A 14,636-nucleotide genomic window follows, 5' to 3' on the forward strand; every position below is an offset into this window, starting at 1 on the left:
CTCCGACAGCAGATGAACCAGCTTCGCCGTCACCTGGGCCAACTCCTCGCCGCCACTCTGCTGACGTTTGCACTGCTGACTACTGCCGGCAGTGCACGCGCGGATATTTTCGGCTATATCGACGCCGATGGCATGGGGCATTTCTCGACTGAAAAACTGGACAGCCGTTACCAGCTGTTCATGCGCGGCGACGGCTTTTTCGATTCATCACAGCTGGCGGCAGGCGGCGCCAAGCCGCTCAATCCCAAGCTGCGCGACAGCCCGCTGTTCCGCTACCTGTCGCAACATCCGAACCTGAAAAAATACGAACCGCTGGTAAACCAGGCAGCGCAGGAATTCGCGCTGGAGCCGGCGCTGCTGAAGGCGGTGATGGCAGCCGAGTCCGGCTTCAACCCGAGCGCGGTTTCGCCCAAAGGCGCGATCGGCCTGATGCAGATCATGCCCGCCACCGCCGAACGTTACGGCCTGACCGGCGACAGCAAGAAACCTGTCGAGAAAAAACTGACCGACCCGCGCACCAACATCCGCCTGGGCGCGCGCTACCTGCGCGACTTGCTGAAGCTCTACCCGGCACAGCAGGAGCTGGTGATTGCGTCCTACAATGCCGGTGAAGGCGCGGTGCAGAAATACAATAACAAGGTGCCGCCGTACGCCGAAACGCGCAATTACGTGCAGCTGGTGCGGCAGTTCTACCAGCTGTACCAGCCTGCCTTCGCGCAATCCGCCGGCAGCAATGACGGCGGTCCCAAATCCGGCTTGAACCGTATCCGCCTGGTGATTCCAGGCCGCAGCAACATGCCGGCCGCCATGACGCCGGACGCTGCGCCAATTCCGCCGGCTGCGGCAATACCCGCAACGGCAACGCCTCTTATCGAATAATTTACCGACTCCTCATGACCGACCAAAACGATCTGTTTGCTACGCCAGATGCACCTACCCCGGACGCTGAATCCTTAACCCTCGCTACTTTCGCTGAACGCGCCTACCTCGACTACGCCATTTCAGTCGTCAAGGGCCGCGCCCTGCCCGACGTTTCCGACGGCCAGAAGCCGGTGCAGCGCCGCATCCTGTATGCGATGAGCGAGCTGGGCCTGAACGCCGCCGCCAAACCGCGCAAATCGGCGCTGGTGGTCGGCGATGTGCTGGGCAAGCTGCATCCGCACGGCGACCAGTCGGTGTACGACGCCCTGGTGCGCATGACCCAGGATTTCTCGCTGCGCTATCCGCTGGTCGACGGCCAGGGCAACTTCGGTTCGCGCGACGGCGACGGCGCCGCGGCGATGCGTTACACCGAAGCGCGCCTGACGCCGATCGCCCGCCTGCTGCTGGAAGAAATCGGCATGGGCACGGTCGATTTCCAGCCCAACTACGATGGCTCCACCGAAGAACCGAAACTGCTGCCGGCGCGCCTGCCGTTTGTCTTGCTGAACGGCGCCTCGGGCATTGCGGTCGGCCTGGCCACCGAAATCCCGTCGCACAACCTGCACGAAGTGGCCAAGGCCGCGGTAGCCCTGATCCGCAATCCCGGCCTGAGCCATGCCGAGCTGATGCAGATCATTCCCGGCCCGGACTTCCCGGGCGGCGGCCAGATCATCACCTCGGCCAGCGCGATCTCGGAAATGTACGAAAGCGGCCGCGGCAGCCTGAAGGTGCGCGCCACCTGGAAAATCGAGGACCTGGCGCGCGGCCAATGGCAGGCGGTGGTCACTGAATTGCCGCCGGGCGCCTCTTCGCAAAAGATCCTGGAAGAAATCGAAGAACTGACCAATCCGAAAATCAAGCTCGGCAAGAAAACCCTGACGCCGGAACAGCTGGCGCTCAAGGCCTCGATCCTGTCGGTGCTCGATACGGTGCGCGACGAATCGGGACGCGATGCGCCGGTGCGCCTGGTGTTCGAACCGAAATCGAAAAACCTGGACCAGACCGAATTCACCAACATGCTGCTGGCCCATACGTCGCTGGAAAGCAGCGCCTCGATCAACCTGGTGATGATTGGCGGCGACGGCCGTCCTCGCCAGAAGGGCCTGGGCATGATCTTGCGCGAGTGGATCACTTTCCGCTTCGCCACCATTACCCGCCGTTCACAGTTCAAGCTGCAGAAAATCGAAGACCGCATCCACATCCTGGAAGGCCGCGAAGCGATCCTGCTGAATATCGACAAGGTGATCAAGATCATCCGCGAATCGGATGAACCGAAACCGGCGCTGATCGAGGCGTTCAAGCTGTCCGACCGCCAGGCCGAGGATATCCTTGAGATCCGCCTGCGCCAGCTGGCGCGCCTGGAAACCATCAAGATCCAGCAGGAACTGGCTGAGCTGCGCAATGAAAAAGCCACGCTGCAAGACCTGCTCGACAACCCGGCCTCGATGAAGCGCCTGGTGATCAAGGAAATCGAAGCCGACCAGAAGCAATTCGGCGACGCCCGCCGCACGCTGATCGAAGCGGCGGAAAAAGCGGTGGTGGAAACCCGCATCGTAGATGAGCCCGTAACCGTCATCATTTCGCAAAAAGGCTGGGTGCGCGCACGCACCGGCCACGGCCACGACGCCGGCCAGTTCGCCTTCAAGGCCGGCGACGCCCTGTACGGCGCATTCGAGTGCCGCACCGTCGACAACCTGCTGACCTTCGGCTCCAACGGCCGCATCTACTCGGTATCGGTCGCCACCTTGCCGAACGCGCGCGGCGACGGCGTGCCTATCACGACCCTGATCGACCTCGCTAACGGCAGCAGCGTCATGCATTATTTTGCCGGCCCGTCCGACATGGTGCTGCTGCTGGCCAGTTCCGGCGGCTACGGCTTCACCGCCAAGATCGGCGACATGCTGAGCCGGGTCAAGGCCGGCAAGTCCTATGTCACGCTGGATGAAGGCGACCTGCCGTTGCCGCCGCAGGCGCTGAGCGCCAATGTCGGCGCCATCGCCTGCCTGTCGGAAAAGGGCCGTTTGCTGGTGTTCGGCCTGGACGAGTGCAAGTCGCTCAGCAACGGCGGCCGCGGCGTGATCCTGATGGAACTGGAAAACAACGAGAAACTGCTGGCGGCGCAGCCGATCAGCCAGCGCGGCGTGCTGGTGTCCGGCATCGGCCGCGGCGGCAAGGCGCAGCAGGTGGCCTTATCGGCGTCGGGACTGGCGCCGCATATCGGCAAGCGGGCGCGCAAGGGAAAGATGCTGGAATCGAAGCTGAAACCGGCGACGCTGACAGCGCAGTCCTGAAAGTGAAAAAGCCGGCTTCAAGCCGGCTTTTTCTTGCCCTGCGTGCCTGGCTCCGTTGGCAAGCCTACGGCGCCGGCGCAGCCATCAGATCTTGGAAGCGATCAGCTTGCCCAGGCGCTCGATGCCTTCGCGTATCTTGGCCGGCGGCACGGTCACGAAGCTCAGGCGCAAGGTATGCTGTTCCGGCGTATTGCCGTAGAACGGTCCGCCCGGCACGAACGCCACGTGCTGCTCCACCGCTTCCGCCAGCAGCTTGACGCTGTCGATATGCTTGGGCAAGGTGACCCAGATGAACATGCCGCCTTCCGGCTTGGTCCAGCTGGTGCCGCTTGGGAAATAGGTCTTGAGCGCATCCAGCATGGCGTCGCACTGGTCCGAATACAGCTTGCGGATGGTCGGGATGTGCTGGTCGAGGAAACCGTCCTTGATGGTTTCGTACACTACCATCTGCGTCAGCTGCGCGGTGTGCAGGTCGGTCGCCTGCTTGGCCTGCTCGAGCTTTTCGATCAGCGGCCGCGGCGCGACCACGTAGCCCAGACGTATCCCCGGGGTCAGGATCTTGGAGAAGGAACCCATGTAGATCACGCCGCCCGGATTCATGCTCAGCATCTTCGGCAGCGGTTCGGCGCGATAGCTGAGGGCGCCGTACGGATCGTCCTCGATCAGCGGCAAGCCGAGCCGCGCACAGATATCCACCAGCGCGTGGCGGCGTTCCATCGACAAGGTGCGGCCGGTAGGGTTCTGGAAATTCGGCAGTGCGTACAGCATGCGCGCGCCCTGCCCGAGGGTCGCCACGGTTTCCGGGATCAGGCCGCCTTCGTCGCTGGGCACCGAAACGAACTCTGGGCCGTACAGGGAAAACGCCTGCAAGGCGCCCAGGTAGCTAGGTGTTTCAACCAGCACCTTGCTGTCTTCATCGATCAGCACCTTGCCCAGCAAATCCAGCCCCTGCTGCGAACCGGAAGTCATCATGACCTGGTTCGCCATGATCTTGGCGCCGTTGGTCGATAGCGAATTGGCGACCCATTCGCGCAGCGGGCCATAACCGTCGGTCGGACCGTATTGCAAGGCAACCTTGCCTTGCTCCGACAATATCTTGTCAAACGCCACTTTCAGCTGCTCGACCGGGAAAGTCGCAGGCGAAGGCAGGCCGCCGGCAAAGGAAATGATTTCCGGGCGCATGGTGATCTTCAGGATTTCACGGATGGCCGAACTTTGCAGTTTCTGCGCGCGCTGCGAAAAACGCCATTGCAGCGGGGTTGGATTTTCGATTTTCATACTGTTCTCTTCAAGTGATCTATTTTAAGAGGCTGCCGTCAAGCGCCCAGCCAGGGCCGGACGCGGATTGCAGCAGCCTGCGGTTCTTATGATCTGCCGTCTCCTGGGCTGGCAGCGGATGACGCTGCCAGGATTACGCCGCGGACTACGCTATTTCAGCAATCATTTCAATTTCCACGCAAGCGCCCAACGGCAGCTGTGCTACGCCAAATGCGGAACGGGCATGCTTGCCCTGCTCGCCGAATACTTCGCCGATCAGTTCGGAAGCGCCGTTGGTGACCAGGTGCTGTTCCGTGAAATCAGGCGTCGAATTGACCAGGCTCATCAGCTTGACGACGCGCTTGACGCGCTTCAGGTCGCCGCCGCAAGCTGCCTGCAAGGTCGCGATCAGGTCAACGGCGATGCCGCGCGCGGCCAGCTTGGCTTCGTCGGTCGTGATGTCCTTGCCCAGTTGGCCGACCCAGATCTTGCCGTCTTTCTTGGACAAGTGACCGGACAGGTAAACCGTGTTGCCGCTTTGGGCGTACATCACATAGGCAGCGGCAGGCGCGGCTACCGCAGGCAACGTGATATTCAGGGCTTGCAACTTTTCATATACAGACATCTGACACTCCGAAAAAAAATCATTTGCCGGCGCTTTTGACGCCAGCAGCAATGACGGGATAAATGGGATACAGCCGGCTGGCGCCCCGCCAAATTCCGGCCAATATCGGATTATCTCACCCCAGCGCCCAAATTGCGAAATGTCGCCTGGTATTTCGGCAGCTGCGTTTGCCGCCTACGCGGCCTGCCGCCGCACCGCCATCTTGCGGCCGAACGCCACGACCGCCAGCACGGCCAGCGCAAACAGCATGTTTCGGGCTTCCAGGGCCTCGCCCAGCAACAGCGCAGCCCCCAGCAAGGTCAGGAACGGCTGCAATAGTTGCACCTGGCCAACCCGTGCTATGCCGCCCAGCGCCAGGCCCTTGTACCAAAAGAAGAAGCCGATGAACATCGAGAACACCGACACGTAGGCGAATCCCAGCCATGCCTTGGGCGAAGCGCTGACGCCGTAGCGCCATCCGAGCCAGACGGTGATCGGCAGCAGCACCGGCAAGGACAGCAGCAGCGCCCAGGCGATCACCTGCTGCCCGCCCATGGTTTGCGACAGGCGCCCTCCTTCGGCGTAGCCCATGGCAGCGGCCAGCACCGCCGCCAGCAGGGCCAGGTCGGCAGCCTGCAAACCGCCGCCGCCCTGGCTCAGTGCAAAAACGATAACAATGGCGCTGCCGGCCACGGCGGCAATCCAGAATCCGGCCGAAGGCCGTTCGCCAAAGCGCAAAGCGCCAAACAAGGCTGTCGCCAGCGGCAGGATGCCAAGCACGATGGCGCCGTGCGCTGCCGGTACATAGCGCATCGCCACCGATGAAAACACAGGAAAACCGACCACCACGCCGAGCGCCGTCAGCGCCAGGGGTTTCCACTGCGCGGCGGTCGGCAGCGCGGCTTTCAGCTTCCACAGCAGCAGCACGCTGCATAGCGCGGCGACCACTGCCCGGCCGAACGCCACGAACACCGGATTCAGTTCCGCCACCGCCATGCGGGTAAACGGCAGGGTCAGGCTGAACAGCGCCACCCCGGCCAGCCCCAGCCACATGCCTTTCGATTCATCCGTCATGGCGCCAGCCTTTCGCGTTGCGGTCACAGCCAGATGGAAACCGCGGAGTAAATCGTCAACAGCACCATCACCGTACAAAATACGCGCTGCCACAAAGGCTGGGCCAGGTAACGCCGCAATACCGAACCGGCGCCGGCCCAGACACCGACGCACGGCAGGTTGATGACGCAGAACACCAGGCAATATATGCCGATCGACAGCCAGATCGGCTGCAGCGGCGGTAAAAATGCCGACGCGCTGGTGATGCCCATGATCCAGGCTTTCGGGTTGGCTGCCTGGAATGCCGCCGCGCCGAGGAAGGTCATCGGCTTCCGGTGGCCGCCGGATTCCGACTTGAACGACATGTTGCGCAGCTTCCAGGCCAGGTACAGCAAATAGGCCGAACCCAGGGTTTTCAGGATGACATGGATCGATGGCAGCGCCAGCACCAGGCCGCCGATGCCGGCAGCGCACAGCACCAGCAGCAAACCGAAGCCGAAGGTCACGCCGAGTATGTGCGGAATGGTGCGGTTAAAGCCGAACATGATGCCGGACGAGGTCAGCATGATGTTGTTCGGCCCCGGCGTGATCGACGACACGAAGGCAAATACGGCCAGCGGCAGCAAGGTCTCCAGCATCATGACACGCTCGTCGCAGGATGGAAGCCGGGCCCGCGCAGGCGCGCCAGCAAGATGCGCAACAAGCCGGCCGTGCCGCGCTGCGGCTGGCCGCTCAAGGTAATCCGGCTGTTGCCGGGATCGGCCTCGACCACCACCACCCGCCCCGGCAGCAAGGCCAGCGAACGGCCGGCGTGCAGCCAGTGATCTTCCGGCTGCCCTTCAAACGTCACCCAGACACGGCCGCTGACCACCTTCAGGGTCAATGGCTGTTCAGTGACGCCGGACAGCACGCTGCCGCCCGACAAGGTATGAGACTGCTGTTTGAATAGTGTTTGCATGGCGAATTCGCTTCCGGATTTGCAGCATTGAGGATTTAGGTCTATGCTAAGCCAACTAACCAATACAGTACCAATACAGTTAAACAAGTAATTTCTGACATTGTCCCGGCCAAATCACCAATACAGCAACCAGCACAGTGACCAACACAGTCCCTCCCCGCAAGCTGAGCAACAGCCAGCCGCCGCCTGCCCCGCAGCCGCTATCGCGCGATAGCGATACCTCGCTGGTCGAGCAGATCGTGCGCAGCATCGAAACCCGCATCAGCGACCGCTTGCTGCGCACCGGCGCCCGCATGCCGTCGATCCGCCAGTTCGCCGACAGCCACAGCGTGTCACGCTTCACGGTGGTGGAAGCCTATGACCGGCTGGTGGCCAAGGGTTGCCTGGAATCGCGGCGCGGCTCCGGTTTCTATGTGCGCGAACGCTCGCCGCTGCTGGTGGAGCGCGGCAGCAATTCCGCCACCAGTCTAGGAAACCATCAGCAGCCGCAGCTGATCGATGTGGTCTGGCTGGTGCGCAATATGCACCAGCAGGCGCCGCACAAGAAAATGCCGGGCTCCGGCATGTTTCCCAGCGAATGGCTGGACGCCGACCTGATCGCCAACGCCCTGCGCAGCATCAGCCGGCAGAATCCGGCGCAACTGCTCTCCTACGGCATTCCGCAGGGCTTCCTGCCGCTGCGCCAGCAATTGCAGCTGAAGATGGCGGAACTGGAAATCGCCGCCACGCCGGAACAATTCGTCACCACCACCGGCGTCACCCAGGCGCTGGACCTGGTGGCGCGCCACTTCACCCAGCCCGGCGACGTGATTCTGGTGGACGATCCTTCCTGGTTCCTGATGTTCGCCTCGTTCGCCGCGCTGGGCGCCAAGGTGGTCGGCGTGCCGCGCCTGGCCGACGGCCCCGACATGGCCAAGCTGGCGGAACTGGTGGCGCTGCACAAGCCGAAGCTGTATGTGCTGGTATCGGTGCTGCACAACCCGACCTCGACCTCGCTCTCGGCAGCCAAGGCATTCCAGATCCTCAAGCTGGCCGAGGAGCACGATTTCATGATTGTCGAAGACGACATCTACTGCGACATGCATCCCGGCTCGGCGATCCAGCCGGCGACCCGCATTGCCGCACTCGACCAGCTCAACCGCGTGATCTACATGGGCGGCTTCTCGAAGACGCTGTCGCCAAACCTGCGCTCCGGCTTCATCGCCACTTCGCTCGAACTGGCGCAGCATTTTGCCGACCGCAAGATGCTGACCAACCTCACCAGCGCCGAAGTCGGCGAACGCGTGGTCTACAAGATCCTGTCCGAAGGCCACTACCGCAAACATCTCGACCGCCTGCGCAGCAAGCTCGACAGTGTGCGCGACCGCACTATCCGACAGATGGAAAGAATCGGCATGACGGTCGATATCAGTACCCCGGCCGGCATCTTTGTCTGGGCCGACACCGGCCACGACACCAACGTGATGGCGGAAAAAGCCCTGGCCGAAGGTTTTTTACTGGCCCCCGGCGCCCTGTTTTCGCCCAGCCAGCTACCTTCTTCGCGCATGCGGATCAACGTGGCGGCGATGTCGGACCCGGCCATCTGGCGCTTCCTGGAGCAGGAATGCGGCAAGTGAATGTGGCAAATGCATGTGACAAACAAGCAAGTTAAGCAGCTGCCACCCGGTCCGCTCTTGTAAAATCCGGATTACTCCCCATTTTTCGAGCAATGTACAAGGCAAAAGCGAAGCCCCGCAGGCCGCTTTGCCGCCCTTATCGTTTTTACATCACTTTTTCTACGCTTATTTAATTTACACACAGAGGAAACAATGGCCGTATCCGAAAAGCAAACCCTTGGTTTTCAGGCAGAAGTAAAGCAGCTGCTGCAATTGATGATCCACTCGCTGTACTCGAACAAGGAAATTTTCCTGCGCGAGCTGGTTTCCAATGCGTCCGATGCCGCCGACAAGCTGCGCTTTGAAGCGATCAACAACGGCGCCCTGTTCGAGAACGATCCCGAACTGAAGATCAAGGTCGCTTTCGACAAGGCCGCGCGCACCATCACCATCTCGGACAACGGCATCGGCATGAGCCGCGACGAAGCCATCTCGCACCTGGGCACCATCGCCAAATCCGGCACCAAGGAATTCTTCTCGAAACTGTCGGGCGACCAGCAAAAAGACGCGGCCCTGATCGGCCAGTTCGGCGTCGGCTTCTATTCCGCCTTCATCATCGCCGACAAGATCACGGTCGACACCCGCCGCGCCGGCGCCAGCGCCACCGAAGGCGTGCGCTGGGAATCGGCGGGCGCCGGCGATTTCAGCATCGAAACCATCGACAAGCCGTCGCGCGGCACCGACATCACCCTGCACCTGCGCGAAGGCGAAGACGAATACCTGTCGGCCTGGAAACTGAAATCCATCATCCGCAAGTACTCCGACCATATCTCGCTGCCGATCGTGATGCAGAAAGAGGAATGGGACGAAGAAAAGAAGGAAACCGTGGTCAAGGACGAATTCGAGACCGTCAACCAGGCCAGCGCACTGTGGGCCCGCAACAAATCCGACATCACGGAAGAACAGTATGTCGAGTTCTACAAGCATGTCTCGCACGATTTCGAAGCGCCGCTGACCTACACCCACAACCGGGTCGAAGGCCGCAGCGAATACACCCAGCTGCTGTACGTGCCAAGCCGCGCCCCGTTCGACCTGTGGGACCGCAACAAGCGCGGCGGCATCAAGCTGTACGTCAAGCGCGTCTTCATCATGGACGACGCCGAGCAGCTGATGCCGGTCTACCTGCGCTTCGTCAAGGGCGTGATCGATTCCAGCGACCTGCCGCTCAACGTCTCGCGTGAAATCCTGCAGGAATCGCGCGATGTGCGCGTGATCCGCGAAGGTTCCACCAAACGCGTGCTGGGCTTGCTGGAAGAACTGGCGAACAGCGACGACCAGGCGCAAAAAGACAAGTACGCCAGCTTCTGGAAAGAGTTCGGCCAGGTCCTGAAAGAAGGCATAGGCGAAGACGCCGGCAACAAGGAGAGAATCGCCAAGCTGCTGCGCTTTGCTTCCACCAGCAACGCAGATGGCAACGGCAGCGAGGCGCAGACTGTCTCCTTCGCCGACTATATCGGCCGCATGAAAGAAGGCCAGGACAAGATCTACTATGCGACAGGTGAAACTTTCGCCGCCGCCAAGAATAGCCCGCACCTGGAAATCTTCCGCAAGAAAGGCGTTGAAGTCCTGCTGCTGACCGACCGCGTCGACGAATGGATGTTGTCCTTCCTGCAGGATTTCGAAGGCAAGGAACTGGCGTCGGTAGCCAAGGGCGGCCTCGATCTCGGCACCCTGGAAGATGAAGCCGAGAAAAAGCAGCACGAAGAAACCGAAACCCAGTTCAAGGACCTGGTTGAAAAGATGAAGGGCGCGCTGGCCGACAAGGCCAAGGATGTGCGCGTCACTTTCCGGCTGACCGATTCGCCGGCCTGCCTGGTGGCTGACGAGAACGAACTGTCGGGCAACCTGCTGCGCATGCTGAAGGCCGCCGGCCAGGAAGCGCCGGACTCCAAGCCGATCCTGGAAATCAACCCGGACCACCCGCTGGTGCAGCGCCTGAAATATGAAGAAGCCAAGTTCGGCGACTGGTCGCACATCCTGTTCGACCAGGCTTTGCTGGCCGAAGGCGGCGCCCTGGCCGATCCGGCCGGGTTCGTCAAACGCCTCAACGAAATGCTGTTGGGCATGGCTGGCAAGTAAAGCTAAACGGGCCGCCATACAAGACGGCCTCGGTAACTGCAAAGGGCCGGAAGACAGTCATGTCTTCCGGCCTTTTCTTATCCTGGCTGTATTGCAAACAAAAACTGCAACTCGCGCTCGGGTGTACCCAATCGCTTGTACAGCGGGCCACATGGGACCTCCGCCAGTTTGAGCGAGAATTCGATCAAATCTCCCGTGCCCGGGTGATCGCGATAAACTTCCGCAAGGAAGGAAAACTCGTTCATGACGCCGACATGGCTGCGGCTCGCGGTTTTCGCATATCGAACCTCGCTCATCTGCGCAATCTCTGCAGCAATGCGCTCCCGAGCGACACCATGAGCCGTCAGCACGGATTCAAGTTGTTGAGGGAAACGATCCGCCAACGTCGTAGCCGGAGCCAACGGCAACAGCACTGGCAATAATGTCCGTTCATTCACCAGCAAAACTAATTGCGGCCTCCAGAACAGGGCCGTGGCGTACCAGTTGCCGAGCAGTGTGCCGGGCTCATCGCTGCCAGGTTCGATCTGCGGCTTGATGCGATCAAGCAGTTTCTTGGTGCAATGCAGGCTGTAGCTCATGGGAGTTCCGGCAACTGTAAGTAGTAGAGAAATTCCTTCCGTTCGATAGAGAACGGTGGACAAGGGACGGCAACAAGACTTGGTGCATAGCGAACTGCCTTTTACCATGCTGATCCAGCCTGCCGGTCCTACGAAAACGGATTTACAAGGCTCACGCCAGTGCCGATGAAGTCGCTGGTGTTACGCGTAACGACTGTCATGTCATGGATCAAGGCGATCGCGGCAATTTGTTTGTCGATCGGATGTTGATTGCCGGCCGACATCAGCGCCCCCCACACTTGGGCGCAGTCGCCGTCAAAAGACAGGATGCGGTCCGCATAGACTGTCGCCAGCGTCTGCAGCCATATCTCCAGCATCTTGGCCTGTGCTGAATCGCCGCGACGCTTGACGATTTCAACGCCGCGGCGTATCTCGCCTATGCTTTGCACCGGCAGATAAATCGCATCGGGATCGACCGAGCGCCAGAATTTCTGCATGCCAGGGTTGGCCTTTTTCCCTTTGCGGGATTCGCTGATCACATTGGTATCCAGCAGATACACGCTTTACTCCTGAATTTATTCTTGAATTTTGCGCGCATCGAAGTCGTTGTCTTCCCCGACATTCGGCATGCTCGACAAGAAGTCCGCCAAGGAACGCCGTTGAGGCCGCTGCAGCGCTGCGCGCAGGATTTCCCTATGTTCCGCTTCGGCGCTGCGGCCATGTGAAGCAGCTTGCCGCTTGAGTGCCAGGGTGAGTTCTTCTTCCACGTTTCTAACCACCAGGTTTGTAGCCATTGCCGGACCTCATAATCGATTGCAACGCTATCATTCTAGCTAATTCTGCTATCAATGCAAGCATCCGATACGGCTAATGATTGATTTTTTACAAAGAATATCTTTTTCAGGCACCGTCTGCGTGAACAACGGGGGAAATTAATTGAATTCTTATAAAAAAGGGCTGGAAGACAAATTGTCCCCAGCCCTTTCGCCGACTTGCGCAGTCTTGCTTGTCGGTCATGTCCGTCGGAAAACCACCGCGATCGTCATTCAGGCAACCTGCTTTTCCGGCCTCGCAGGCTTGCGTCCGGCCAAGTGCTTCAACATGTCGTCAACCATCTCGCTCAGGCTGTATGCAGGACGCCACGCCCAATCTTCACGCGCACTGGAATCGTCGATCGAGCGCGGCCATGCATCGGCGATCGCCTGGCGGAAATCCGGCTTATAGGCGATGCTGAACGACGGATAGTGCTGCCTGATGATGTCCACCAGTTCGTGCGGCGAAAAACTCCACGCCGCCAGGTTGTAGGAACCGGCCACCTTCAGCCGCTCCTTCGGCGCGCTCATCAGTTCGATGGTAGCGCGCACGGCGTCCGGCATGTACATCATCGGCAGCGTGCTGTCGATATCCAGGAAACTGGTGTAGTCCTGGCCCGCGGCAGCTGCAAACAGGGCCTGGATCGCGTAGTCGGTGGTGCCGCCGCCCGGTTCGGCGGAATAGCTGATCAAACCCGGATAACGCAGGCTGCGGATATCCATGCCGTATTTTTCAGCATACCAGCTGCACCAGTGCTCGCCCGCCAGCTTGGAGATGCCGTAGACGGTCTTGGGATCCATGGCGCCGACCTGCGGTGCATTGTCGCGCGGCGTCGAAGGGCCGAAAGCGGCGATCGAACTGGGCCAGAACACTTTCGACAGCTTGGCCTGGCGCGCCACTTCCAGCACGTTCAGCAGGCCGGTCATGTTCAGGTTCCAGGCCCACTCGGGATGCTCCTCGCCTTTGGCCGACAAGGCGGCCGCCAGGTGGTAGATTTCACCGATGCCGTGCTGCTGCACCACTTCGGCCAGGCGCTGGGCGTCGGTCACGTCCAGTTTTTCGTAGGCCAGTTCCTGGTGCCGGCCCAGGGCTTGTATATCGCTCGCGACCACCTGTTTTGCGCCATGCAGCTTGACCAGCGCCGTCGTCAGTTCGGTGCCGATCTGGCCGTTGGCGCCGATTACCAGTATTTTTTTCATCGTTCGTCTCTTCAGTTTTTTACCAAGCCCAGCTCTTCGCCGGCTTGCCGGAAAATGCCCACGGCGCGCTGCAATGTCGCTTCGTCATGGACCGCCGACATCTGCACCCGGATCCGCGCCTGTCCCTGCGGCACCACCGGATAGAAGAAACCGACGGCGTAGACGCCCAGCTCGTACAGGCGGCGCGACAGGTTCTGCGCCACCACGGCGTCGTACACCATCAGCGGCACGATCGGATGGGTCCCCGGCTTGATCTCGAAACCGGCGTCGGTGATGGCTTTGCGGAAATAGACGGTGTTGCGTTCAAGCCGGTCGCGCAGTTCGGTGGAGGCCTCCAGCAGGTTGAGCGCCTCGATCGAAGCGCCGACGATCGCCGGCATCAGCGTGTTCGAAAACAGGTAAGGCCTGGAACGTTGCCGCAGCAGGTCGATCACCTCGCGCCGCCCGGCGGTGAAACCGCCGCTGGCGCCGCCGAGGGCTTTGCCGAGGGTGCCGGTAATCACGTCGACCTTGCCGAAGATGCCGCGCGCTTCATGCGTGCCGCGTCCGCGCGCGCCCATGAAGCCGGTAGCGTGGCAATCGTCGACGCCGAGCAAGGCGCCGTATTGGTCGCACAGCTGGCGGATCACATCGAGCTGCGCCACGGTGCCATCCATGGAAAATACGCCGTCGGTAAACACCATGGAGAAACGGGCGTTGTCGGCCTTGGCCTGCTTCAGGCAACGCTCCAGGTCTTCCATGTCGTTGTGGGCGTAGCGGTAGCGCTTCGCCTTGCACAGACGGACACCGTCGATGATCGAGGCGTGGTTGAGGGCATCGCTGATGATGGCGTCCTGCTCGCCCAGCAAGGGCTCGAACAGGCCGCCGTTGGCGTCGAACGCGGCGGCGTACAGGATACAGTCCTCGGTGCCCAGGAACGCCGCCAGGCGCTGCTCCAGTTCGCGATGGATATCTTGCGTGCCGCAGATGAAACGCACCGAACTGAGGCCGAAACCATGGCTGTCCAGGGCGGCGTGCGCAGCCTTGATCAAGGCCGGATGGGACGACAATCCGAGGTAATTGTTGGCGCACAGATTGATCAATTCACCGCTTGCGGTATTGATCTTGCCGCCTTGCGGGCCGAGGATCAGGCGCTCGCGTTTCAACAGGCCGGCGGCTTCGATCCCGGCCAGCTCGTCGCGCAGGTGGCCATAGAAGCCAGTCGCGCCGGCTTGGGTGCTGATGTCTTGTGTCATTGTCTGCCTCGATC

At 60.9% G+C, this 14,636-nt stretch carries 14 protein-coding genes; 4 read left to right on the forward strand and 10 right to left on the reverse strand.

The features are described from left to right. Positions 1-12 precede the first annotated feature (12 nt). Positions 13-879 carry a lytic transglycosylase domain-containing protein gene (locus BM062_RS05290; RefSeq protein WP_092394235.1) on the forward strand — a complete coding sequence of 289 codons (867 nt, stop codon included), beginning with the start codon at positions 13-15 and terminating at the stop codon, positions 877-879. A gap of 14 nt (positions 880-893) precedes the next feature. Continuing rightward, on the forward strand, positions 894-3,212 hold the full coding sequence (gene parC, locus BM062_RS05295; protein WP_092394238.1) for a DNA topoisomerase IV subunit A: 2,319 nt from the start codon (positions 894-896) through the stop codon (positions 3,210-3,212). Positions 3,213-3,296: 84 nt separating this feature from the next. Here parC and BM062_RS05300 read toward each other — a convergent pair whose 3' ends face one another. The 5 genes from BM062_RS05300 to BM062_RS05320 all read right to left on the reverse strand — a co-directional run bounded on the left by BM062_RS05300 (position 3,297) and on the right by BM062_RS05320 (position 7,084). Next, positions 3,297-4,490, reverse strand: a complete 1,194-nt coding sequence (locus tag BM062_RS05300) for an aminotransferase-like domain-containing protein (protein WP_092394241.1) — start codon at positions 4,488-4,490, stop codon at positions 3,297-3,299. A gap of 145 nt (positions 4,491-4,635) precedes the next feature. Then, positions 4,636-5,094 carry a RidA family protein gene (locus tag BM062_RS05305; protein ID WP_092394353.1) on the reverse strand — a complete coding sequence of 153 codons (459 nt, stop codon included), beginning with the start codon at positions 5,092-5,094 and terminating at the stop codon, positions 4,636-4,638. Between the two features lie 174 nt (positions 5,095-5,268). Beyond that, positions 5,269-6,147 (reverse strand): DMT family transporter, encoded by an 879-nt coding sequence (locus tag BM062_RS05310; RefSeq protein WP_092394244.1) that lies wholly within the window; start codon positions 6,145-6,147, stop codon positions 5,269-5,271. A 23-nt stretch (positions 6,148-6,170) separates the two neighbouring features. After that, complete coding sequence (locus tag BM062_RS05315; RefSeq protein WP_092394356.1) at positions 6,171-6,764, reverse strand: LysE family translocator; 594 nt, start codon at positions 6,762-6,764, stop codon at positions 6,171-6,173. Further along, positions 6,764-7,084, reverse strand: coding sequence for a DUF2917 domain-containing protein (locus tag BM062_RS05320; protein WP_092394247.1), 321 nt, complete (start codon positions 7,082-7,084; stop codon positions 6,764-6,766). The genes BM062_RS05315 and BM062_RS05320 overlap by 1 nt, the downstream gene beginning before the upstream one ends. 137 nt (positions 7,085-7,221) lie before the next feature. On the opposite strand from BM062_RS05320, the gene BM062_RS05325 reads away from it, so the two are divergent. Together BM062_RS05325 and htpG are read left to right on the forward strand one after the other, a co-directional pair. Continuing rightward, a complete protein-coding gene (locus tag BM062_RS05325; protein WP_092394250.1) occupies positions 7,222-8,700 on the forward strand; it encodes an aminotransferase-like domain-containing protein in 1,479 nt (492 codons plus the stop codon). 192 nt (positions 8,701-8,892) lie between these two features. Then, positions 8,893-10,818 (forward strand): molecular chaperone HtpG, encoded by a 1,926-nt coding sequence (gene htpG, locus BM062_RS05330; protein WP_092394253.1) that lies wholly within the window; start codon positions 8,893-8,895, stop codon positions 10,816-10,818. A 77-nt stretch (positions 10,819-10,895) separates the two neighbouring features. On the opposite strand, the gene BM062_RS05335 is transcribed toward htpG, so the two are convergent. From BM062_RS05335 to kbl, 5 genes are all read right to left on the reverse strand, one after another. Further along, positions 10,896-11,396 carry a DUF6933 domain-containing protein gene (locus tag BM062_RS05335; RefSeq protein ID WP_092394256.1) on the reverse strand — a complete coding sequence of 167 codons (501 nt, stop codon included), beginning with the start codon at positions 11,394-11,396 and terminating at the stop codon, positions 10,896-10,898. Positions 11,397-11,524: 128 nt separating this feature from the next. Continuing rightward, positions 11,525-11,935, reverse strand: a complete 411-nt coding sequence (locus BM062_RS05340) for a type II toxin-antitoxin system VapC family toxin (protein WP_092394259.1) — start codon at positions 11,933-11,935, stop codon at positions 11,525-11,527. Between the two features lie 15 nt (positions 11,936-11,950). Next, positions 11,951-12,169 carry a FitA-like ribbon-helix-helix domain-containing protein gene (locus BM062_RS05345; protein ID WP_092394262.1) on the reverse strand — a complete coding sequence of 73 codons (219 nt, stop codon included), beginning with the start codon at positions 12,167-12,169 and terminating at the stop codon, positions 11,951-11,953. A gap of 252 nt (positions 12,170-12,421) precedes the next feature. Next, a complete protein-coding gene (locus tag BM062_RS05350; RefSeq protein ID WP_092394265.1) occupies positions 12,422-13,387 on the reverse strand; it encodes an NAD-dependent epimerase/dehydratase family protein in 966 nt (321 codons plus the stop codon). Positions 13,388-13,398: 11 nt separating this feature from the next. After that, on the reverse strand, positions 13,399-14,622 hold the full coding sequence (gene kbl, locus BM062_RS05355) for a glycine C-acetyltransferase (protein ID WP_092394268.1): 1,224 nt from the start codon (positions 14,620-14,622) through the stop codon (positions 13,399-13,401). Positions 14,623-14,636 lie beyond the last annotated feature (14 nt).

This window comes from Collimonas sp. OK412 (assembly GCF_900112135.1).
Lineage (GTDB): Bacteria > Pseudomonadota > Gammaproteobacteria > Burkholderiales > Burkholderiaceae_D > Collimonas > Collimonas rhizosphaerae.